This window comes from Klebsiella sp. GW_Kp182 (genome assembly GCF_040062275.1).
GTDB lineage: Bacteria > Pseudomonadota > Gammaproteobacteria > Enterobacterales > Enterobacteriaceae > Klebsiella > Klebsiella michiganensis.
Genome location: NZ_JBEAFQ010000073.1, coordinates 26,747 through 48,864, shown reverse-complemented (window position 1 = coordinate 48,864; position 22,118 = coordinate 26,747). Strand labels below are relative to the sequence as shown.

At 55.7% G+C, this 22,118-nt stretch carries 24 protein-coding genes; 17 read left to right on the top strand and 7 right to left on the bottom strand.

Going from position 1 to position 22,118, the window contains the following annotated elements:
- The 9 genes from hfq (at nucleotide 1) to rlmB (ending at nucleotide 9,671) form a co-directional block, all read left to right on the top strand.
- Nucleotides 1-309: an RNA chaperone Hfq gene (gene hfq / locus ABLU88_RS27110; protein ID WP_004097968.1), complete on the top strand. Its 309-nt coding sequence runs from the start codon at nucleotides 1-3 to the stop codon at nucleotides 307-309.
- Between the two features lie 75 nt (nucleotides 310-384).
- Nucleotides 385-1,665, top strand: a complete 1,281-nt coding sequence (hflX, locus tag ABLU88_RS27105) for a ribosome rescue GTPase HflX (protein ID WP_004097973.1) — start codon at nucleotides 385-387, stop codon at nucleotides 1,663-1,665.
- Nucleotides 1,666-1,730: 65 nt separating this feature from the next.
- A complete protein-coding gene (gene hflK / locus ABLU88_RS27100; RefSeq protein WP_014227623.1) occupies nucleotides 1,731-2,987 on the top strand; it encodes an FtsH protease activity modulator HflK in 1,257 nt (418 codons plus the stop codon).
- 2 nt (nucleotides 2,988-2,989) lie between these two features.
- A complete protein-coding gene (hflC, locus tag ABLU88_RS27095; RefSeq protein WP_004097977.1) occupies nucleotides 2,990-3,994 on the top strand; it encodes a protease modulator HflC in 1,005 nt (334 codons plus the stop codon).
- Nucleotides 3,995-4,191: 197 nt separating this feature from the next.
- Nucleotides 4,192-4,389, top strand: coding sequence for a DUF2065 domain-containing protein (locus ABLU88_RS27090; RefSeq protein ID WP_004097978.1), 198 nt, complete (start codon nucleotides 4,192-4,194; stop codon nucleotides 4,387-4,389).
- A 102-nt stretch (nucleotides 4,390-4,491) separates the two neighbouring features.
- Entirely contained in the window at nucleotides 4,492-5,790 is a 1,299-nt protein-coding gene (locus ABLU88_RS27085) for an adenylosuccinate synthase (RefSeq protein WP_004097979.1), read from the top strand.
- 149 nt (nucleotides 5,791-5,939) lie between these two features.
- Complete coding sequence (nsrR, locus tag ABLU88_RS27080) at nucleotides 5,940-6,365, top strand: nitric oxide-sensing transcriptional repressor NsrR (RefSeq protein ID WP_004097980.1); 426 nt, start codon at nucleotides 5,940-5,942, stop codon at nucleotides 6,363-6,365.
- A gap of 37 nt (nucleotides 6,366-6,402) precedes the next feature.
- Nucleotides 6,403-8,853 carry a ribonuclease R gene (rnr, locus tag ABLU88_RS27075; protein WP_004097981.1) on the top strand — a complete coding sequence of 817 codons (2,451 nt, stop codon included), beginning with the start codon at nucleotides 6,403-6,405 and terminating at the stop codon, nucleotides 8,851-8,853.
- An 86-nt stretch (nucleotides 8,854-8,939) separates the two neighbouring features.
- Nucleotides 8,940-9,671, top strand: coding sequence for a 23S rRNA (guanosine(2251)-2'-O)-methyltransferase RlmB (rlmB, locus tag ABLU88_RS27070; protein ID WP_004109129.1), 732 nt, complete (start codon nucleotides 8,940-8,942; stop codon nucleotides 9,669-9,671).
- Between the two features lie 45 nt (nucleotides 9,672-9,716).
- Here rlmB and ABLU88_RS27065 read toward each other — a convergent pair whose 3' ends face one another.
- A complete protein-coding gene (locus tag ABLU88_RS27065; protein ID WP_122116888.1) occupies nucleotides 9,717-10,070 on the bottom strand; it encodes a hypothetical protein in 354 nt (117 codons plus the stop codon).
- 105 nt (nucleotides 10,071-10,175) lie between these two features.
- Between ABLU88_RS27065 and ABLU88_RS27060 the strand changes: the two genes are divergently transcribed.
- Nucleotides 10,176-11,813: an isovaleryl-CoA dehydrogenase gene (locus ABLU88_RS27060; protein ID WP_049069023.1), complete on the top strand. Its 1,638-nt coding sequence runs from the start codon at nucleotides 10,176-10,178 to the stop codon at nucleotides 11,811-11,813.
- Here ABLU88_RS27060 and yjfN read toward each other — a convergent pair.
- Nucleotides 11,804-12,079, bottom strand: coding sequence for a DUF1471 family protease activator YjfN (gene yjfN / locus ABLU88_RS27055; RefSeq protein ID WP_014227626.1), 276 nt, complete (start codon nucleotides 12,077-12,079; stop codon nucleotides 11,804-11,806). The genes ABLU88_RS27060 and yjfN overlap by 10 nt on opposite strands.
- Before the next feature lie 137 nt (nucleotides 12,080-12,216).
- On the bottom strand, nucleotides 12,217-12,525 hold the full coding sequence (gene bsmA / locus ABLU88_RS27050; protein WP_004097988.1) for a biofilm peroxide resistance protein BsmA: 309 nt from the start codon (nucleotides 12,523-12,525) through the stop codon (nucleotides 12,217-12,219).
- Nucleotides 12,526-12,722: 197 nt separating this feature from the next.
- On the opposite strand from bsmA, the gene yjfP reads away from it, so the two are divergent.
- Nucleotides 12,723-13,439 (top strand): esterase, encoded by a 717-nt coding sequence (gene yjfP / locus ABLU88_RS27045; protein ID WP_122116889.1) that lies wholly within the window; start codon nucleotides 12,723-12,725, stop codon nucleotides 13,437-13,439.
- Here the strand turns inward: yjfP and ulaR are convergent.
- Together ulaR and ulaG are read right to left on the bottom strand one after the other, a co-directional pair.
- Complete coding sequence (gene ulaR, locus ABLU88_RS27040; protein WP_004097990.1) at nucleotides 13,436-14,191, bottom strand: HTH-type transcriptional regulator UlaR; 756 nt, start codon at nucleotides 14,189-14,191, stop codon at nucleotides 13,436-13,438. The two genes, yjfP and ulaR, sit on opposite strands and share 4 nt — an antisense overlap.
- 106 nt (nucleotides 14,192-14,297) lie before the next feature.
- Complete coding sequence (gene ulaG / locus ABLU88_RS27035) at nucleotides 14,298-15,362, bottom strand: L-ascorbate 6-phosphate lactonase (RefSeq protein ID WP_014227627.1); 1,065 nt, start codon at nucleotides 15,360-15,362, stop codon at nucleotides 14,298-14,300.
- 364 nt (nucleotides 15,363-15,726) lie between these two features.
- On the opposite strand from ulaG, the gene ulaA reads away from it, so the two are divergent.
- The 6 genes from ulaA to ABLU88_RS27005 are packed head-to-tail and all read left to right on the top strand — an operon-like array spanning nucleotide 15,727 to nucleotide 20,136.
- A complete protein-coding gene (ulaA, locus tag ABLU88_RS27030) occupies nucleotides 15,727-17,127 on the top strand; it encodes a PTS ascorbate transporter subunit IIC (protein ID WP_004097992.1) in 1,401 nt (466 codons plus the stop codon).
- A gap of 12 nt (nucleotides 17,128-17,139) precedes the next feature.
- A complete protein-coding gene (ulaB, locus tag ABLU88_RS27025) occupies nucleotides 17,140-17,445 on the top strand; it encodes a PTS ascorbate transporter subunit IIB (protein WP_004109091.1) in 306 nt (101 codons plus the stop codon).
- Between the two features lie 9 nt (nucleotides 17,446-17,454).
- Nucleotides 17,455-17,922 (top strand): PTS ascorbate transporter subunit IIA, encoded by a 468-nt coding sequence (ulaC, locus tag ABLU88_RS27020; RefSeq protein ID WP_004097995.1) that lies wholly within the window; start codon nucleotides 17,455-17,457, stop codon nucleotides 17,920-17,922.
- A gap of 13 nt (nucleotides 17,923-17,935) precedes the next feature.
- Entirely contained in the window at nucleotides 17,936-18,586 is a 651-nt protein-coding gene (ulaD, locus tag ABLU88_RS27015; RefSeq protein ID WP_064375663.1) for a 3-keto-L-gulonate-6-phosphate decarboxylase UlaD, read from the top strand.
- A gap of 9 nt (nucleotides 18,587-18,595) precedes the next feature.
- On the top strand, nucleotides 18,596-19,450 hold the full coding sequence (locus tag ABLU88_RS27010) for an L-ribulose-5-phosphate 3-epimerase (protein WP_032697160.1): 855 nt from the start codon (nucleotides 18,596-18,598) through the stop codon (nucleotides 19,448-19,450).
- Nucleotides 19,450-20,136, top strand: a complete 687-nt coding sequence (locus ABLU88_RS27005; protein ID WP_048262006.1) for an L-ribulose-5-phosphate 4-epimerase — start codon at nucleotides 19,450-19,452, stop codon at nucleotides 20,134-20,136. The genes ABLU88_RS27010 and ABLU88_RS27005 overlap by 1 nt, the downstream gene beginning before the upstream one ends.
- Before the next feature lie 62 nt (nucleotides 20,137-20,198).
- On the opposite strand, the gene ABLU88_RS27000 is transcribed toward ABLU88_RS27005, so the two are convergent.
- Both ABLU88_RS27000 and ABLU88_RS26995 read right to left on the bottom strand, forming a co-directional pair.
- On the bottom strand, nucleotides 20,199-21,392 hold the full coding sequence (locus ABLU88_RS27000; protein ID WP_046876858.1) for an MFS transporter: 1,194 nt from the start codon (nucleotides 21,390-21,392) through the stop codon (nucleotides 20,199-20,201).
- A 180-nt stretch (nucleotides 21,393-21,572) separates the two neighbouring features.
- The gene (locus tag ABLU88_RS26995; protein ID WP_004098000.1) at nucleotides 21,573-21,848 is read right to left on the bottom strand and encodes a DUF1471 domain-containing protein; all 276 of its coding nucleotides are present in this window, start codon (nucleotides 21,846-21,848) and stop codon (nucleotides 21,573-21,575) included.
- Between the last annotated feature and the right edge of the window lie 270 nt (nucleotides 21,849-22,118).

The window sequence follows — 22,118 nt, the reverse complement described above, 5'->3', positions numbered from 1 at the left end:
ATGGCTAAGGGGCAATCTTTACAAGATCCGTTCCTGAACGCTTTGCGTCGGGAACGTGTTCCGGTTTCTATTTATTTGGTGAATGGTATTAAGCTGCAAGGGCAAATTGAGTCTTTCGATCAGTTCGTGATCCTGTTGAAAAACACGGTCAGCCAGATGGTCTATAAGCACGCAATTTCTACTGTTGTCCCGTCTCGCCCGGTGTCACACCACAGCAACAATGCTGGCGGCGGTACAAACAACTATCACCACGGTGGTGGTGCGCAGGGTTCTTCTGCGCCGCAGCAAGACAGCGAAGACGCCGAATAAGGCAGATGCTGTTTTTCCACGTCGGGGAGCCAGGTTTTCTGCGTTCCCCGCTGGTATTTTATAAGGGGTTTACGCTTGTTTGACCGTTATGACGCCGGTGAGCAGGCGGTACTGGTACACATCTATTTTTCGCAAGACAAAGATATGGAAGATCTCCAGGAGTTTGAAACTCTGGCCTCTTCCGCCGGTGTCGAAGCAATGCAGGTGATTACCGGTAGCCGTAAAGCACCGCACCCGAAGTATTTTGTTGGTGAAGGTAAAGCAGTCGAAATTGCGGAAGCCGTAAAAGCGACCGGTGCATCGGTCGTGCTCTTCGATCATGCCCTGAGTCCGGCACAGGAACGAAACCTGGAGCGCTTATGCGAATGTCGGGTTATCGATCGTACCGGCTTGATTTTAGATATTTTTGCCCAGCGAGCGCGTACCCACGAAGGGAAACTGCAGGTCGAGCTGGCGCAGCTGCGCCACATGGCGACTCGCCTCGTTCGCGGCTGGACCCACCTTGAAAGACAGAAAGGCGGGATTGGTTTGCGCGGCCCGGGGGAAACCCAGCTCGAAACTGACCGCCGCTTGCTGCGTAATCGTATTATGCAGATCCTGGCGCGACTGGAAAAAGTTGAAAAACAGCGTGAGCAGGGACGGCGGTCACGCGCCAAAGCCGATATTCCAACCGTGTCGCTGGTCGGTTATACCAACGCCGGTAAATCCACGTTGTTCAACCAGATAACCGAAGCCGAGGTCTATGCTGCGAACCAGCTGTTCGCCACTCTGGATCCAACGCTGCGCCGGATTGATGTCCCTGATGTCGGCGAAACCGTCCTGGCGGATACCGTAGGCTTTATTCGCCACCTGCCGCACGATCTGGTGGCCGCGTTTAAAGCGACGCTCCAGGAGACGCGCCAGGCGACGCTGTTGCTGCATATCATTGATGCTGCCGATGTGCGCGTGCAGGAAAATATTGACGCAGTGAATACGGTGCTCGCGGAAATCGAAGCTGATGAGATCCCGGCGCTGCTGGTCATGAATAAAATCGACATGCTGGATGATTTTGAGCCGCGTATCGATCGGGATGAAGAAAATAAACCGATTCGGGTCTGGCTTTCCGCCCAGACCGGGGTTGGCGTACCGCTGCTTTTTCAGGCTTTGACGGAACGGCTTTCTGGTGAAGTGGCCCAGCACACGCTGCGCCTGCCGCCGCAGGAAGGTCGGTTGAGAAGCCGGTTCTATCAGCTTCAGGCGATAGAGAAAGAGTGGATGGAGGATGACGGTAGCGTTGGTCTGCAGGTGCGCATGCCGATCGTTGACTGGCGTCGCCTCTGTAAACAAGAGCCAGCGCTGGTTGAATACGTGATTTGACCTTGCAGCTTGCCTGAAGATATTGACCCCTGTGGGGATATCAAAAACAAATATGGAGCATATACATGGCGTGGAATCAGCCCGGTAATAACGGACAGGACCGCGACCCGTGGGGAAGCAGCAATAACCAAGGCGGCAACTCTGGGGGAAATGGCAACAAAGGCGGTCGCGAGCAGGGACCTCCCGATCTGGATGATATCTTCCGTAAGCTAAGTAAAAAACTTGGCGGCCTGGGTGGTGGAAAAGGTGGACTGGGCGGCGGTAGCGGCTCTCAGGGACCTCGCGGGCCAATGGGCGGACGTATCGTCGGCATCGTTGCCGCCGCTGCGGTTATTATCTGGGCAGCCAGCGGTTTCTATACCATTAAAGAAGCTGAACGTGGCGTCGTCACTCGCTTTGGTAAATTTAGCCATCTGGTTGAGCCTGGCCTTAACTGGAAACCTACCTTCATTGATAATGTTCAGGCGGTTAACGTTGAGTCGGTCCGCGAACTGGCGGCTTCCGGCGTCATGCTGACGTCTGACGAAAACGTCGTGCGCGTTGAGATGAACGTGCAGTACCGCGTGACCGATCCGGAACGCTATCTGTTTAGCGTCACCAGCGCGGACGACAGCCTGCGTCAGGCCACCGACAGCGCCCTGCGTGGCGTGATCGGTAAATACACCATGGACCGTATCCTGACCGAAGGACGTACCGTCATTCGTAGCGATACCCAGCGCGAGCTGGAAGAGACCATTCGTCCGTACAACATGGGTATCACCCTGCTCGACGTCAACTTCCAGACGGCGCGTCCGCCGGAGGAAGTAAAAGCCGCGTTTGATGATGCGATTGCCGCGCGTGAAAACGAACAGCAGTACATTCGTGAAGCGGAAGCTTACACCAACGAAGTCCAGCCGCGGGCTAACGGTCAGGCGCAGCGTATCCTTGAAGAGGCTCGCGCCTATAAGACCCAGACCGTTCTTGAAGCGCAGGGTGAAGTGGCTCGTTTTGCAAAAATTCTGCCTGAGTATAAAGCGGCTCCGGAAATTACCCGCGAGCGTCTGTATATCGAAACCATGGAAAAAGTGCTGAGCCATACGCGCAAAGTGCTGGTTAACGATAAGGGGAGCAACCTGATGGTTCTGCCTCTGGATCAGATGCTGAAAGGCGCCGGCGCGCCGGCGGCAAAGAGCGATAGCAGTGGCGCAAGCGATCTGCTGCGTCTGCCGCCTGCAGCCAGCTCAAACAGCGCCAGTAACGCTTCTACCTCTACGGGAGGCACCATTATGGACCAACGCCGCGCCAACGCGCAGCGTAACGACTACCAGCGTCAGGGGGAATAACGATGCGTAAATCTGTTATCGCGATAATTGTCATCGTGCTGGTGGTGCTCTACATGTCCATCTTTGTGGTCAAAGAGGGCGAGCGCGGCATTACGCTGCGTTTTGGTAAAGTTCTGCGCGACGATGAAAACAAACCGCTGGTGTACGCGCCTGGCCTTCACTTCAAGATTCCTTTTATTGAATCCGTGAAGATGCTTGATGCGCGTATCCAGACGATGGACAACCAGGCCGACCGCTTTGTTACCAAAGAGAAGAAGGACCTGATTGTTGACTCTTACATCAAGTGGCGCATCAGCGACTTTAGCCGTTACTACCTGGCAACCGGCGGCGGTGACGTTTCCCAGGCCGAGGTGCTGCTGAAGCGTAAATTCTCTGACCGTCTACGTTCTGAAATTGGCCGTCTGGATGTGAAAGACATCGTGACCGACTCCCGCGGCCGTCTGACCCTGGAAGTCCGCGATGCGCTGAACTCAGGTTCTGCGGGCACAGAAGATGAAGTCAGTACGCCGGCTGCCGATGACGCGATTGCTAAAGCGGCGGAGCGTGTTGAAGCAGAAACGAACGGTAAGGTTCAGGTGATCAACCCGAACAGTATGGCGGCGCTGGGTATTGAAGTCGTCGACGTGCGTATTAAACAGATCAACCTGCCTGCCGAAGTGTCTGAAGCGATCTACAACCGTATGCGCGCCGAGCGTGAAGCGGTAGCGCGTCGTCACCGTTCACAGGGTCAGGAAGAAGCTGAAAAACTGCGCGCGACCGCGGATTATGAAGTGACTAAAACGCTGGCGGAAGCCGAGCGTCAGGGTCGTATTCTGCGCGGTGAAGGCGATGCTGAATCGGCGAAACTGTTTGCTGATGCATTCAGCCAGGATCCAGGCTTCTATGCCTTTATCCGTAGCCTGCGTGCGTATGAGAACAGCTTCCAGAGCAATCAGGATGTAATGGTTCTCAGCCCGGACAGCGATTTCTTCCGCTATATGAAATCACCCACGTCAGCGACCCGCTGATAAGCAATGAGTAAGCAAAAAGGCGCCCGTTGAGGCGCCTTTTTTACAATGTTCGCAGCGGATTTGGGGTCGCCAATGGGTTATGTATTTTGTTTCATAAAGCCGGTTCATAACAATGATGAAATACCGGAGAATATGAATTGAGCAACGACTCACAGGGGTGAGCGACGGTGGCTGTACTTAAATAAAGGTGAATAATGAACTCTACAATTTGGCTGGCACTGGCGCTGGTTTTAGTACTTGAAGGGCTTGGGCCGTTGCTTTATCCGCGCGCGTGGCGTCGAATGGTCGCCACGATGAGTCAATTACCGGATAATTTATTACGCCGGTTTGGCGGAGGTCTTGTGGTTGCCGGTATCGTCATCTACTACATGTTGAGGAAAACGATTGGCTGAGCGTAAAGTAGACTAATTTCCCGCCTTTTGAGTGCAAAAAGTGCTGTAACTCTGAAAAAGCGATGGTAGAATCCATTTTTAAGCAAACGGTGATTTTGAAAAATGGGTAACAACGTCGTCGTACTGGGCACCCAATGGGGTGACGAAGGTAAAGGGAAGATCGTCGATCTCCTGACTGAACGGGCTAAATATGTTGTGCGCTATCAGGGCGGTCACAACGCCGGCCATACTCTCGTAATCAACGGTGAAAAAACCGTCCTCCATCTCATTCCATCAGGTATTCTTCGCGAGAATGTCACCAGCATCATCGGTAACGGTGTCGTGCTTTCTCCGGCTGCGCTGATGAAAGAGATGAAAGGTCTGGAAGACCGTGGTATCCCTGTCCGCGAGCGTCTGCTGCTTTCTGAAGCGTGCCCGCTTATCCTCGAATATCACGTCGCGCTGGATGTCGCGCGTGAAAAAGCGCGCGGCGCGAAAGCTATCGGTACGACCGGTCGCGGTATCGGCCCGGCTTACGAAGATAAAGTGGCTCGCCGCGGTCTGCGCGTTGGCGATCTGTTTGATAAAGCCACCTTCGCTGAGAAACTGAAAGAAGTGATGGAATATCACAACTTCCAGCTGGTGAATTTCTACAAAGCTGAAGCGGTTGACTACCAGAAGGTTCTCGATGACGTCATGGCGATTGCCGACATCCTGACCGCGATGGTTGTTGACGTTTCCGATCTGCTTGACCAGGCGCGCAAGCGTGGCGATTTCGTCATGTTTGAAGGCGCACAGGGCACGCTGCTCGATATCGACCACGGTACCTATCCGTACGTAACCTCTTCCAACACCACCGCAGGTGGCGTGGCGACCGGCTCCGGTCTGGGTCCGCGTTATGTAGACTACGTTCTGGGTATCATCAAAGCCTACTCCACTCGCGTAGGCGCGGGTCCGTTCCCGACTGAGCTGTTTGATGAAACCGGCGAGTTCCTGTGCAAGCAGGGTAACGAGTTTGGCGCTACCACCGGCCGTCGTCGTCGTACCGGCTGGCTGGATGCCGTAGCGGTGCGCCGCGCGGTGCAGATTAACTCCCTGTCCGGTTTCTGCCTGACTAAGCTGGACGTCCTGGACGGCCTGAAAGAAGTTAAAATCTGCGTAGCCTACCGGATGCCGGATGGCCGCGAAGTGACGACCACTCCGCTGGCTGCTGACAACTGGGAAGGCATCGAGCCGATTTACGAAACCATGCCGGGCTGGTCTGAAACCACCTTTGGCGTGAAAGAGCGCAGCGGTCTGCCGCAGGCAGCGCTGAACTACATCGCACGCATTGAAGAGCTGACCGGCGTACCGGTTGATATTATCTCTACCGGTCCTGACCGTACCGAGACGATGATTTTGCGCGATCCGTTCGACGCATAACGATCTCCAGGGGCGCCGTTAAGGCGCCTCTTGTTTTTGCTGTTCGCCCGCCCCATTTAAATAAATTAGCGGCCTGAGCGCTGGCTGGTTTATCATCAATAGTAATTGTCTACCGACGCACTCTGTTTTTCTTTTCCCTGAGGTTGATTGTGCAGTTAACGAGTTTCACTGATTACGGATTACGCGCGCTGATTTATATGGCGTCGCTACCGGATGGAAGAATGACCAGCATCTCCGAAGTGACGGAGGTTTACGGCGTTTCCCGTAATCATATGGTTAAAATAATCAATCAGCTAAGTCGCGTGGGGTACGTGACGGCGGTACGGGGAAAAAACGGGGGAATTCGTCTGGGGAAACCGGCAAATATGATTCGCGTGGGTGATGTTGTTCGCGATCTGGAGCCGCTCTCGTTGGTCAACTGCAGCAGCGAATTTTGCCATATTACGCCCGCCTGTCGTCTGAAACAGGCGCTTGCTGAAGCCGCGCAAAGTTTTCTCAAGGAACTGGATAACTACACGCTGGCCGATTTGGTTGAAAAGAATCAACCGCTTTATAAATTATTGCTGGTGGAGTGACGTAAACTTCACTGGAGATGACAACGGAGGAACCGACATGTCACAAGATCCTTTCCTGGACCGCGAATCTGAAAAATACGCTAATCCAATCCCGAGCCGGGAATTTATCCTCGATCATTTAGCAAAACGCGAAAAACCGGCTAGCCGAGATGAGCTGGCAATAGAGCTGAATATTGAAGGCGAAGAACAACAAGAAGCATTGCGCCGCAGACTGCGCGCAATGGAACGCGATGGTCAGCTGGTATTTACGCGTCGTCAGTGCTATGCGCTGCCGGAACGTCTTGACCTGCTGAAAGGGACCGTTATCGGTCATCGCGATGGTTATGGCTTCCTGCGCGTTGAAGGCCGTAAAGATGACCTGTATCTGTCGTCCGAGCAGATGAAAACCTGTATTCACGGCGATCAGGTGCTGGCGCAGCCGCTGGGCGCCGACCGTAAAGGCCGTCGCGAAGCGCGTATTGTCCGCGTACTGGTGCCAAAAACGGGCCAGATTGTGGGCCGCTACTTTACCGATGCGGGCGTTGGCTTCGTGGTGCCGGATGACAGCCGCCTGAGCTTCGATATCCTGATCCCCCCGGAACAGATCATGGGCGCGCGGATGGGGTTTGTGGTGGTGGTTGAGCTGACCCAGCGCCCAACCCGCCGCACCAAAGCGGTCGGCAAGATCGTTGAGGTCCTCGGCGACAATATGGGTACCGGCATGGCGGTCGATATGGCCCTGCGCACCCATGAAATTCCCTACGTCTGGCCGCCAGCGGTCGAAAAACAGGTCGCCGGCCTGAAAGAACAGGTACCGGAAGAGGCGAAACAAGGGCGCGTTGATTTACGCAGCCTGCCGCTGGTCACCATTGATGGCGAAGACGCCCGTGACTTTGATGATGCCGTGTACTGCGAGAAGAAACGCGGCGGTGGCTGGCGTCTGTGGGTGGCGATCGCCGATGTGAGCTACTACGTGCGCCCGGGTACGCCGCTGGATGGCGAAGCGCGCAGCCGCGGCACGTCGGTCTACTTCCCGTCTCAGGTGGTTCCGATGCTGCCTGAAGTGCTCTCTAACGGCCTGTGTTCACTGAATCCTCAGGTCGACAGGCTCTGTATGGTTTGTGAAATGACGATTTCGGCCAAGGGGCGTCTGACCGGCTTCAAATTCTACGAAGCGGTGATGAGCTCCCATGCCCGTCTGACCTATACCAAAGTCTGGCATATGCTGCAGGGCGACCAGGATCTGCGTGAGCAGTACGCGCCGCTGGTTAAGCATATTGAAGAGCTGCATAACCTCTACAAAGTGCTGGACGGCGCGCGTGAAGAACGCGGCGGTATCTCATTTGAGAGTGAAGAAGCTAAATTCATCTTTAATGCTGAACGCCGCATTGAACGTATTGAGCAGACTCAGCGTAACGATGCGCACAAGCTGATTGAAGAGTGCATGATCCTGGCGAACATCTCCGCTGCGCGCTTCGTTGAGAAGGCCGAGGAACCGGCGCTGTTCCGTATCCATGACAAACCGAGTACGGAAGCGATTACCGCATTCCGTTCGGTGCTCGCGGAGCTGGGGCTTGAACTGCCTGGCGGCAACAAGCCGGAGCCGCGCGACTATGCGGAATTACTGACCTCTATCGCCGATCGTCCGGATGCAGAGATGCTGCAAACCATGCTGCTGCGGTCGATGAAACAGGCGATATACGACCCGGAAAACCGCGGCCACTTTGGTCTGGCGCTGCAATCCTATGCCCACTTCACCTCGCCGATTCGCCGCTATCCTGACCTTTCGCTGCATCGCGCGATCAAGTATTTACTGGCGAAAGAGCAGGGACATAAAGGCAATAGCACCGAGACCGGCGGCTGGCACTACAGCATGGACGAGATGCTGCAGCTGGGGGCGCACTGTTCAATGACCGAGCGTCGTGCTGATGAAGCGACGCGCGATGTTTCGGACTGGCTGAAGTGTGATTTCATGCTGGATCAGGTGGGTAACGTCTTTAAGGGCGTGATTGCCAGCGTGACCGGCTTTGGTTTCTTCGTCCGTCTGGATGAGCTGTTTATTGATGGTCTGGTGCACGTCTCTTCCCTCGATAACGACTACTACCGCTTCGATCAGGTCGGACAGCGTCTGATTGGTGAATCCGGCGGCCAGACCTATCGACTGGGCGATCGCGTGGAAGTGCGCGTTGAAGCGGTCAACATGGACGAGCGTAAAATTGACTTCTCGCTTATCTCCAGCGAGCGCGCGCCGCGCAACGTCGGTAAGACCGAGCGTGAAAAAGCGAAGAAGGGCGGCGCAGGTAAATCTTCCGGACGTCGCCGTCAGGCGGGCAAGCAGGTAAACTTCGAGCCGGATAGCGCATTCCGCAAACAGAAAGGTCAGTCTCAGCCGAAAGCCGCTCAGCCAAAAGGCGAGAAGAAAGCGAAGAAGCCGTCGGAGAAAACCCAGAAGATAGCCGCAGCGACCAAAGCCAAGCGCGCGGCGAAGAAAAAGAATATCGCTGAGTAGTGCGATTCCCTTTCCCCCCGCGCCTCCCGACATCGTGGCGGGGCGGGGGGAAGGGAACGGATAACAGAACCTAAACGAGTAGATAAATGAGTGAAATGATTTACGGCATCCACGCGGTGCAGGCACTGCTGGAGCGCGCTCCTGAACGTTTTCAGGAAGTCTTTATTCTGAAAGGCCGTGAGGATAAGCGCCTTATGCCGCTGATCCATGCCCTGGAAGCGCAGGGCGTGGTGATTCAGGTCGCCAGCCGCCAGTTTCTGGATGAGAAAAGCGAAGGCGCCGTTCATCAGGGAATTATTGCCCGCGTGAAGCCCGGACGTCAGTATCAGGAGAACGATCTGCCGGATCTGATCGCCTCTCTCGATCAGCCGTTCTTTTTGATCCTTGACGGCGTGACCGATCCGCACAACCTCGGCGCCTGTTTACGTAGCGCTGACGCCGCTGGCGTGCATGCGGTGATTGTCCCCAAAGACCGTTCTGCGCAGCTGAATGCCACGGCGAAAAAAGTGGCCTGCGGCGCGGCGGAAAACGTCCCGCTGATCCGCGTCACCAACCTGGCGCGTACCATGCGTCTGCTGCAGGAAGAGAACGTCTGGATCGTCGGTACCGCCGGCGAGGCCGATCATACGCTGTTCCAGAGCAAAATGACCGGATCGCTGGCGCTGGTCATGGGGGCGGAAGGCGAAGGCATGCGCCGCCTGACCCGGGAGCACTGCGACGAGTTGATCAGCATCCCGATGGCCGGTAGCGTGTCGTCGCTGAACGTATCGGTCGCCACCGGTATTTGCCTGTTTGAAGCGGTACGCCAGCGCAGCTAATCTCTTCTTTCCAAATAAGCCATTCTCTGGAATGGCTTATCTTCTTCAGTTCTGACCGCCTTCTCGCTCTATCCGACGGGCAATGTCGAGACCTCTTTCAACATAGTTCAGGACCTGGCTCAAGGGTAATTCCTCTCCCGGTTCATCTCCCGTTTGCTCGAGGAATTTAAGCTGCGCGCCTCGATTCTTTAATACTTTGATGAGATTAAGAAAATTTCCAATAGGATTCTGCTCTTCCAGAATGTCATCGCAGATTTTGTTTTCATCAAATGAGGTGACGTAACCGGAAGCGTTCAGGTTCTGTTTGATAGCGCTCATCGCGAGATGAGGAAGATGGCGGTGGATAAGCGGAATATAGTTCGGCGCATTTTGCCGATCTTCAATAATTAAATGAATCATGAAATTCCCTTTCTGATTGTGAGAGAACTTTATAACAGAGTTCTCTGACGGAAAGTGCGCCGTTGTCCATACTTATGGATAGAGCCATTGAAGGAGGGAAACATAATGCACTGGCAAACTCATACCGTATTTAATCAACCCTCGCCGCTATGTAACAGTAACTTATTCTTGTCCGATACCGCCCTGCGTGAAGCCGTCGTCCGCGAAGGCGCGGGCTGGGATGGCGATCTGCTGGCGAGCATTGGCCAACAGCTGGGGACGGCCGAATCGCTGGAGCTGGGGCGCCTGGCCAACAGCAATCCGCCGGAACTGCTGCGCTATGACGCAACGGGATCGCGTCTTGACGATGTTCGTTTCCACCCCGCCTGGCATTTACTGATGCAGGGGCTGTGCGCTAACCGGGTACATAATCTTGCCTGGCAGGAAGAGGCTCGTGAAGGCGCCTTCGTTGCCCGCGCTGCCCGCTTTATGCTGCATGCGCAGGTCGAGGCGGGCACCCTGTGTCCCACCACCATGACCTTTGCCGCGATTCCATTGCTGCAGCGCTCCTTACCCGAGACTTTTAGCGACTGGCTATCGCCGCTATTAAGCGATCGCTACGATCCGCACCTTGTGCCGGGTAATCAGAAACGCGGGCTGCTTATCGGGATGGGGATGACGGAAAAGCAGGGCGGGTCCGATGTCCTGAGCAACACGACGCGAGCGGAGAAAAGCGCAGAAGGCTTTTATCATCTGATCGGACATAAATGGTTTTTCTCGGTACCGCAGAGCGATGCTCATCTGGTGCTGGCTCAGGCGCCGGCGGGCCTCTCCTGCTTTTTTGTTCCGCGCCTGTTGCCGGATGGCCAGCGTAACGGTGTACATCTGGAAAGGCTGAAAGATAAATTAGGTAACCGCGCGAACGCCAGCAGCGAAGTCGAGTTTTTCAATGCCTGCGGCTGGCTGGTCGGAGAAGAGGGCGATGGCGTCCGGCAAATTCTCAAAATGGGCGGCCTGACCCGTTTTGACTGCGCGCTGGGTAGCCATGCGCTGATGCGCCGGGCCTATTCGGTAGCGCTATACCATGCTCTGCAGCGTCAGGCATTTGGTAAAAATCTGGTCGATCAGCCGATAATGCGTCAGGTTCTGGGGCAGATGGCGCTGCGGCTGGAAGGGCAAACCGCCTTTCTGTTCCGCCTGGCGAGGGCCTGGGACAGGCGCGACGATGTGCAGGAAGCGCTATGGGCAAGGCTGTTCACGCCCGCCGCGAAATTTGCTGTCTGCAAATCCGGGATCGCGTTCGTCGCCGAGGCGATGGAGGTACTGGGCGGTTCAGGCTATTGTGAAGAGAGTGAATTACCGCGTTTGTACCGTGAAATGCCGGTAAACAGCATCTGGGAAGGTTCCGGTAATATTATGTGTCTGGACGTGATGCGGGTTCTGATGAAGCAGCCGGCGGCGCTCGAACTTCTGGCGGCGGAGTGCGCGGAAGTGAAAGGGCAAAATCGTCATTTCGATCGGACGTGGCGGCAGCTGCAGCAGTGGCTACGGCGGCCTCTGGAAGAGCAGGGGCGGGAGATTACCCGGCTGGTCTATATGCTGGGCGTTGGGGCGCAGCTATTACGCTTCGCGTCACCGCCGCTGGCAGAGGCCTGGTGCCGTATGATGCTCGACGCGCGCGGCGGCATGCGGCTGGATGAGCAGACGCTGGATGACTTACTGTTACGGGCAACGGGGCGTGGACGACAGGCGCCTCAGGCATAAAGAATGGCCTGTACCCGCCAGTTGTCCGGCTGCTGCTCCTCGTACATCTGGACGATGCGATACCAGGAGGCGCCCTGCTCATCGGCCTGCACGGCGATAGCGTGTTCAACATCCTGCTGGCTGCCCGAGATGTTGTTAACGCAAATCAGGCCAATTTCGTTCAGGCCCGTTACGCAGTCAGCGCTGGCAAACTCCGCTGACTGCGCGGAAGTATTGGCCGTGACGGTGGTCAACATCAGGCTGGGTAGGGTAAAAGTTCGTTTCATCGTCAGCTCCATTTCACATAGTCCTGAGGGCAGTCCGTTGCTAACGTTCTGCCAGGTTACAGCTGGCCGAACGTTATTATGCACAGGAGAACGTGAATGGATGCAAAGCAGTGTAAAGCTGGCTTAAAGGTTGACCGCTATTTACGGTACAAAATTGCCTGCGAATACCACTGGCCCGGAACCATGGTGTCATCAATCATTATGATGACGTAGTAATCCGCTTTAGCCGCCTCAGCTTTGACCTTTAGCGCAGCCTCGACATCCATCGGTGAGCCGTACATTAATACGCTTACCGTCCCCATCTTCTGCAGACCCGCCGTCTGATTACGCTGGATCTCTTGTGGATGGTCGGTTGCCGGCGGCGGCGCCTTTGGCGTCCCCTGTAGGGCGCTACAGCCGGTTAAAGCGATTGCCATTAACCACGGTGCAAACCTACGCATAACCATATCTCGTTTCCTGTTAGTCATAGTGTAGTGGTAGCCTGAATGTCATTTCCGGGGAATGTTCCCAAATTGTTATCCCGTACGCGATTTTCGAATGAAAATATCGTGAAAGCGTAATCTGGTTCTCAAGATTATGAATCATGTGCGAACGAGCGACTTGAGTAATAACATAACATCACTTGAGAGAAAGGAGACGGTAAATGATTGCACTAGAAATGCGTAACCTTGCGGGTGGGGAGGTTCTCCATGCGTACCCGCAGGGCGCCGTGGATACGGCGCTGCCTTGCATTGTCTTTTATCATGGTTTTACCTCTTCTAAGCTGGTCTACAGCTATTTTGCCGTTGCGCTTGCAGAGGCGGGGTTTCGGGTGATTATGCCTGATGCAGCGGAACACGGCGCGCGCTACCGGGGAGACGAGCAGGGGCGGATGCAGCGCTTCTGGCCGATTCTGATGAACAATTTTATTGAATTTCCGGCACTACAGGAGGCGATTCGGGATCGGGGATGGCTTGCTGACGACAGGCTGGCGGTGGCAGGCGCATCGATGGGCGGAATGACGGCATTAGGGATTATGACCCACCACCCGGAGCTGAAAAGCGTAGCCTGCCTGATGGGGTCAGGCTATTTCAGTTCGCTCTCGCAGGCGCTTTTCCCTTCGCCTTCGTTCGATGCAGAACAGCTGGTGGCGTGGGACGTCAGCCAGCAGCTGGCGACCCTGGCCAGCCGTCCGCTGCTGCTCTGGCACGGCGATGAAGATGATGTCGTGCCGCCGGGGGAAACCTTCCGCCTGCAGCAGGCGCTGCAGCAAAACGCGCTGGCCGACAATTTAACCTGCCTCTGGCAGAAAGGCGTCCGCCACCGCATTACGCCGGAAGCGTTAGCCGCGACGGTGGACTTTTTTCAACGTCACCTTTAAACGCGAATCACCTGTACGCCCTGATCCTCAAGCTGCTTGAGGATCGCCTCATCCGCCTGTTTACCGGTAATCACCAGGTCGATTTGCCCGGCCTGGCTAAAGAGCATTCCGGCGCGTTCGCCGACTTTGCTGCTGTCGACCAGGACCGCGAGTTTGCCGACGACGTTAAGCATTTTTTGCTCCGCCATCGCCGTCAGCATATCGGTTTTATACAGCCCTTCGGCGGTCAACCCTTTGCCGCTGGTGAACATCCAGTGCCCGGCATACAGGCTGTTTTCGCTGCCCTGCGGGCTCAGGGTGATAGAGTGGCTGCGGTTATACTGCCCGCCCATAATGATGACGCTGTCGTGTTCCTGATCGATCAGATAGTTGGCCAGCGGCAAATAGTTGGTGATGATCTGTACCGGTTTGCCGCACAGCTCCTGCCCAAGCAGGAATGCGGTAGAGCCGCAGTTAATGACGATGCTTTCGCCAGGGTTGACCAGCTGCGAAGCCGCACGCGCAATCCGTACCTTCTCATCGTGGTTTTGCGCCTGGTGAATATTCATTGGCGACCAGCGCGGGCGCTGCTCGCTGATGGCTTCCGCGCCGTTGCGGACTTTTTTCAGCCTGCCGCTTTCGTCGAGTTTGTTGATATCGCGTCGTGCCGTCGCCGGAGAAATTCCCAGCCGGGAAATCACCTGCTCCACGGTGACAAATCCCGTTTGTGCCAGCAAATCCAGTAAAATTTGATGTCTTTGCGCTTCCGTCATGAGCAAATCCGATTAAAAGTGATAAGCAAAGATGATATTTGAAATCAGGTGAAAATACTAATGCTGACGGGGATAATTTCCGGCGGGCGGTCCCGCCGGAGAAGCCTTACAGGAACGACTTAAAGGGCAGGTCCGGTTCCATCGTGAAGCAATCGTCGAATCCGCGCGGATAATGGTATTCGAAGTTGTCTTTATCCAGCGGCCAGGTGAATTTTCCGCCCACCTGCCAGATGAAAGGCTTAAAGCCATACTGCAGACGATCTTTTTTCATCTCCCACAAAACGCGGATTTCCTGCGGATCGGCCTGGAAGTTTGACCAGATATCGTGATGGAACGGGATTACCACTTTAGCATTCAGCGACTCGGCCATGCGCAGGATATCGGCGCTGGTCATTTTGTCGGTGATACCGCGCGGGTTCTCGCCATAGGAGCCCAGCGCCACGTCGATCTGGTGTTCGTTACCGTGCTTCGCGTAGTAGTTGGAGTAGTGGGAATCGCCGCTGTGATACAGGTTGCCGCCCGGCGTTTTGAACAAATAGTTCACCGCGCGCTGATCCATTCCGTCCGGCAGGACGCCTGCGGCTTTTTGATCCGCGGGTAAGGTGATCAGGGCCGTACGGTCAAAAGCGTCAAGCGCGTGGATTTCAACATCCTTTATTTTAACCACATCCCCTGGTTTCATCACGATACAGCGCTCTTTTGGAACGCCCCAGCCTATCCACAGGTCGACGCAGGTTTGCGGGCCGATGAACGGCACGTCCTCGGCGCAGTTCTGCATGACCGCGGCGGCCACGTTCACATCAATATGATCGTTATGATCGTGAGTGGACAGTACGGCGTCGATCTGGCGAATAGCGAACGGATCGAGAACAAACGGAGTGGTGCGCAGGTTTGGCTGGAGCTTCTTCACGCCGGCCATACGCTGCATCTGGTGGCCCGTTTTCATCAGCGGATTCCCGTGGCTTTGCTTGCCGGTACCGCACCAGAAATCGACGCAGATATTGGCTCCGCCTTCGGATTTCAGCCAGATGCCCGTACAGCCCAACCACCACATGGCAAAGGTGCCCGGCGCAACCTGCTCTTGTTCAATTTCTTCGTTCAGCCAGCTACCCCACTCCGGAAAAGTGTTCAGGATCCATGATTCGCGGGTGATGGTTTGTACTTTACTCATTTGTTTTTCCCTCACATATTATCAAAAGTAATCACAATGTGATTTGTTTTGACGAATACTGGCACCGTTTGTTCAGGATTGCAATCCTGAAATTTGCCCTTCATGAGGGGGATCGTGGAGAGTAAAAAGAGGGGCAGGCTGACGTTATGACATGAGTTAGGTTTTATTTCATTGATTTAAATATACTATTTTACATTTTGTAGAAATGAGAATTAATACGATGGCGGATTGTGTGATTATTTGCGGCGTGCGTCACATTTAATCAAATATAATCTTGTTGTGATTATTTTTGATTATTAGAGTGATCGCAACAACCAACCTGGGCGTAGCGTGCGTTCAGAGCGTCCACCTTCTGGAGTGTGTTATGGAGATTCTCTACCACATCTTTACCGTGTTCTTTAACCAGGTTATGACAAACGCCCCGCTGCTGCTGGGTATTGTGACCTGCCTGGGCTATATCCTGCTGCGCAAAAGCGCCAGCGTTATTGTTAAAGGGACGATTAAAACCATTATCGGTTTTATGCTGCTGCAGGCCGGCTCCGGCATTCTGACCAGCACGTTTAAGCCGGTCGTGGCGAAAATGTCTGAGGTTTACGGCATTAACGGCGCTATCTCCGATACCTACGCGTCAATGATGGCCACGATCGAACGCATGGGCGACGCCTACAGCTGGGTGGGCTATGCCGTGCTGTTAGCCCTGGCGCTGAATATCTGTTATGTCCTGCTGCGGCGTATTACCGGTATTCGCACCATCATGCTGACCGGGCACATCATGTTCCAGCAGGCGGGGCTGATTGCCGTCTCTTTTTACATCTTCGGCTACCCGATGTGGACGACCATCATCTGTACAGCGGTACTGGTGTCGCTCTATTGGGGCATTACCTCGAACATGATGTATAAGCCGACCCAGGAAGTGACCGACGGCTGCGGCTTCTCCATCGGACACCAGCAGCAGTTCGCTTCATGGATTGCTTACAAGGTCGCCCCGTATCTGGGTAAAAAAGAGGAGAGCGTTGAGGATCTTAAGCTGCCGGGCTGGCTGAACATCTTTCACGACAACATCGTCTCCACGGCCATCGTGATGACCATTTTCTTCGGCGCGATTCTGCTCTCCTTCGGCATCGACACCGTACAGGCGATGGCGGGTAACACCCACTGGACGGTCTATATCCTGCAAACGGGCTTCTCGTTCGCCGTCGCGATTTTCATTATCACCCAGGGCGTGCGCATGTTCGTCGCCGAACTTTCCGAGGCGTTCAACGGTATCTCCCAGCGCCTGATTCCCGGCGCCGTACTGGCCATTGACTGTGCGGCGATCTATAGCTTTGCGCCAAACGCCGTCGTCTGGGGCTTTATGTGGGGCACCATCGGCCAGCTGATCGCCGTCGGTATTCTGGTCGGCTTCGGCTCTTCCATTCTGATTATTCCGGGCTTTATCCCGATGTTTTTCTCGAACGCCACCATCGGCGTCTTTGCTAACCACTTTGGCGGCTGGCGCGCGGCGCTCAAGATTTGTCTGGTGATGGGCATGATCGAAATCTTTGGCTGCGTCTGGGCGGTGAAGCTGACCGGCATGAGCGCCTGGATGGGCATGGCGGACTGGTCAATTCTGGCGCCGCCGATGATGCAGGGCTTCGCCTCCATCGGTATCGCGTTTATGGCCGTCATTATCATTATCGCACTGGCTTATATGTTCTTCGCAGGGCGCACGCTGCGCGCTGAAGAGGACGCGGAAAAACAACTGGCAGATGCTTCTGCTCAATAAGGAGTTTTGACTATGACCGTACGTATTCTGGCTGTATGTGGCAACGGGCAAGGAAGTTCCATGATCATGAAGATGAAGGTGGACCAGTTTTTGACCCAGTCAAATATCGATCACACGGTAAACAGCTGCGCGGTGGGGGAATACAAAAGTGAACTCAACGGCGCGGACATTATCATCGCCTCCACCCATATCGCCGGTGAGATTAGCGTCTCCGGCAACAAATACGTGGTTGGCGTGCGCAACATGCTCTCGCCTGCGGATTTTGGCCCAAAACTGCTGGAGGTGATCAAAGCGCACTTCCCGCAGGATGTGAAGTAAGGACGCCAAATGAAATTACGTGATTCGCTGGTGGAGAACAACTCCATCCTTTTACAGGCTGACGCCAGCACCTGGCAGGAAGCCGTCAAGCTGAGCGTTGATTTACTGGTGAAGGCGGATGTCGTGGAGCCGCGCTACTACCAGGCCATTCTGGATGGCGTTGCTCAGCACGGCCCTTATTTTGTGATTGCTCCCGGTCTGGCGATGCCGCACGGTCGGCCGGAAGAGGGGGTGAAGAAAACGGGCTTTGCGCTGGTTACGCTGAAAACGCCGCTGGTTTTCAATCATGAGGATAACGACCCGGTCGACATCCTGATCACCATGGCGGCCGTGGATGCCAATACCCATCAGGAAGTCGGCATCATGCAGATCGTCAACCTGTTTGAAGATGAAGCCAATTTTGACCGTTTACGCGCCTGCCGCTCCGCGCAGGAAGTCCTGGAATTAATTGATAACGCTACGGCAGCGGCCGTTTAAAAGGAACACCAAAATGTCATTACCTATGTTGCAGGTTGCGCTCGATAACCAATCTATGTCTTCCGCGTATGAAACGACGCGCCTGATTGCCGATGAAGTGGACATTATTGAAGTCGGTACGATTCTCTGCGTGGCTGAGGGCGTACGCGCCGTTCGCGACCTGAAGGCGCTCTATCCCAACAAAATCGTGCTGGCGGATGCCAAAATCGCCGATGCCGGTAAAATTCTCTCCCGCATGTGCTTTGAAGCCAACGCCGACTGGGTCACCGTGATCTGCTGCGCGGACATCAACACCACCAAAGGCGCGCTGGACGTAGCGAAAGAGTTCAACGGCGACGTCCAGATCGAACTGACCGGCTACTGGACCTGGGAGCAGGCGCAGGAGTGGCGTGAAGCGGGCATTCAGCAGGTGGTTTATCACCGCAGCCGCGATGCCCAGGCCGCCGGCGTAGCGTGGGGCGAGGCGGATATCAGCGCGATCAAACGCCTGTCCGGGATGGGCTTTAAAGTCACCGTCACCGGCGGCCTGGCGCTGGAGGATTTGCCGCTGTTCCAGGGGATTCCGATCCACGTCTTTATCGCCGGCCGCAGCATTCGCGACGCCGCTTCCCCGGTGGAAGCCGCGCGGCAGTTCAAACGTTCGATCGCCCAGCTGTGGGGCTAAGGAGCGGCTATGCTGTCGAAACCTATTCCGCTCGGCATCTATGAAAAAGCGCTCCCCGCCGGGGAGTGCTGGCTGGAACGTCTGCGGCTGGCTAAGGCGCTCGGTTTTGATTTCGTCGAAATGTCGGTCGATGAAACTGACGCCCGCCTGGCCCGGCTCGACTGGAGCCGGGAGCAGCGCTTCGCGCTGGTTAACGCGATTGCGGAAACCGGGGTGCGCGTGCCCTCAATGTGCCTGAGCGCCCATCGGCGCTTCCCGCTCGGTAGCGAAGACGACGCGGTACGGGCGCAGGGCCTGGAGATTATGCGCAAAGCGATTCGGCTGGCGCAGGATGTGGGGATTCGCGTAATCCAGCTGGCGGGCTACGACGTCTACTACCAGGAAGCCAATAACGAGACGCGCCGTCGTTTCCGCGATGGGCTAAAAGAGAGCGTTGAAATGGCCAGCCGCGCGCAGGTAACGCTGGCGATGGAAATTATGGACTACCCGCTGATGAACTCGATCAGCAAGGCGCTGGGCTACGCCCACTACCTGAATAATCCGTGGTTCCAGCTCTATCCGGACATCGGCAACCTTTCCGCCTGGGATAACGACGTACAGATGGAGCTTCAGGCCGGGATGGGGCATATCGTGGCGGTGCATATAAAAGACACGAAACCCGGCGTATTTAAAAACGTGCCGTTCGGCGAAGGCGTCGTCGATTTTGAACGTTGTTTCGAAACGCTCAAGCAGACGGGCTACTGCGGTCCGTATCTAATTGAAATGTGGAGCGAAACGACCGACGATCCCGCCGCCGAGGTCGCGAAAGCGCGCGATTGGGTGAAGGCGCGGATGGCCAGCGCCGGTCTGCTGGAGGTGGCATAATGCAAACGCTGAAACGGCAGGTTTTCGACGCCAATATGGATTTACCGCGCTACGGCCTGGTCACTTTTACCTGGGGTAACGTCAGCGCTATCGACCGCGAACGGGGGCTGGTGGCGATTAAGCCCAGCGGCGTCGCCTACGAGACCATGAAAGCGGACGATATGGTGGTCGTGGATCTCGAGGGGAACGTGGTGGAAGGTCGCTATCGTCCTTCTTCCGATACCGCCACGCATCTGGCGCTGTATCGCCGCTATCCGAGCCTTGGCGGCGTGGTGCATACCCACTCGACGCACGCGACGGCCTGGGCGCAGGCGGGTCTGGCTATTCCCGCGCTGGGGACGACCCACGCGGACTACTTCTTTGGCGACATTCCCTGCACCCGGGCGTTAAGCGCGCAGGAAGTGGCGGAGGCTTATGAGCTGAACACGGGCCACGTGATTATCGAAACGCTGGGTGACGTTGAGCCGCTGCATACGCCGGGCATCGTGGTCTACCAGCACGGGCCTTTTGCCTGGGGCAAGAATGCGCACGATGCGGTGCATAACGCGGTGGTGATGGAAGAGGTGGCGCGGATGGCGTGGATTGCTCGCGCGATCAACCCGCAGCTGAAGCCCATCGATAGCTGGCTGATGGACAAGCATTTTATGCGCAAGCACGGGCCAGATGCCTATTACGGGCAAAAGTGAAACAGGTGCTCCGGAGCATTTCATCTTTATGATGAATCAACCGGTCTGCTCCGGAGCCATTTTTAGTTTTGCTGATAAGCCGACGGCATGCAGCGCATGCCAACCAGCGTCACGACGCAGATTATCGCGCCGGCGTAAAACGTCGAGGCGGCGCCCAGAACTTCCCACAGCACGCCCGCACCGGCGCTGGCCAGCAGCAGGGCGATGCCGCTCATCAGGTTGAACATCCCGAACGCTGTTCCGCGCAGTTCAGGCGGGGCGGTGTGCGCCACCATCGCCGCCAGCAGACCCTGCGTCATGCCCATATGAATACCCCACAGCGCGACGCCGGCTAAAAGCGTGCTCCAGTGGCTGCTGAGCGCCAGCACGATATCGGCGGCGATCAGCACCAGCAGGCCCCACTGCAGCATTCTGCTGTGGCTCATGCTGTCCGATAGTTTCCCGAATGGATAGGCGGTCAGGCTGTAAACCAGATTCATGGCGACCATCACCAGCGGAATAGCGAACAGCGGGATCGCCATCTGCTGGGCGCGCAGGACCAGAAAGGCTTCGCTGAAGCGGGCAAGGGTAAAAATCGAGCCGATAGCCACCACCCACCAGTAGGCGGCGGAAAGCTTCTTGAGATTCTCGCGGCGCAGGGGGTTAGTGCGTTTCTGGACGACCGCCGTCCTGGGCTCTTTTAATCCAAAGCCCAGTAAAGCGATAGAGAGAACGGCGGGGATCGCCGCGACCCAAAAAATAGACTGGAAATCGTTATCCCAGACAAACATCAGCGCGACGGCAAGCAGCGGCCCCAGAAAAGCGCCGATGGTATCCAGCGACTGGCGCAGCCCGTAGGCGGCTCCGCGAATTTCCGGCGGGGTGACGTCGGCGACCAGCGCATCCCGCGGCGCGCCGCGTATCCCTTTGCCCACGCGGTCGATCATCCGGGCGCTAAACACCACGCCTGAGGTGGGCGCGATGGCGAAAAGAGGCTTGCTCAGCGCACCCAGGCCATAGCCGAGCAGCGCCAGCCCTTTACGCTTGCCGACATAATCGCTGATGACGCCGGAAAACACCTTCAGTATCAGCGCGGTGGCTTCCGCGACGCCTTCGATAATGCCGATAATAATGACGCTGGCTCCCAGCGTGGTGGCCATAAATAGAGGGAGCAGGCTGTGGATCATTTCCGAGGAAACATCCATCAGCAGGCTAACGCCGCCAAGAACCCAAACCCCTTTTGGGATACGGCTTAGCGTGGCAAAACGCGGAACCATGAAGCACTCCGGATAATCATGCGGTTAAAGAGTGATTAAATCAGGTTACGCTGGCGCTGATAAGTCACGAGAAAAAATAATTCTCAATTGCATTAAGGCGCGATTGTGCGGGTATGACCGCCGGGCAATGCCATCGTTGGCTTCTCCCTGCAACGGGAAGAAGCCAACGATCCGGGAAAACTAGCGGTAAATGGCGGCACTGGCGTGAATGGCGCCGTCGCTTCCCGGTTCATGAATGAGGATCGGCTGGAAGTACTTCGCTCCCTGAGCATCGCTCTGCTGGCTAAGCGCCTGGTCGGCTTCCTGCTCGGTGGCGATGTTGTGGTTGATATAGATAACGCCGAGGCTCTGCACATCGTCCATGTTGCGGGCCTGGCGGGCATCGATTTTAATAGCAGCCAGCGCGTTGGCGCTCAACAAAAGCGCTGCCATCATGGTTATGAGGATGTATTTCATCACCTACCTCCTTATGACGCTCCTGACGTTCACCCGCTTCCCTGGGGTATGGATTGCTTCTGATCTAAGTGTAATCTCTGCCTGTCTGGCGTATCGCGACCATTTCTGATGCAGTTGTTCAAAAAATTGTCGCTTCCGTCGTTGATTAATTTTAAATCACCGGCTTAAGGCCACTTCGCGCTTAGTGCGAATTATTTGCACAATTCACTTGTCTTAAACCCCGCTCGCCCGTATTATGACGCGTCAATTTTTCAGCCGCCCTTTAACACG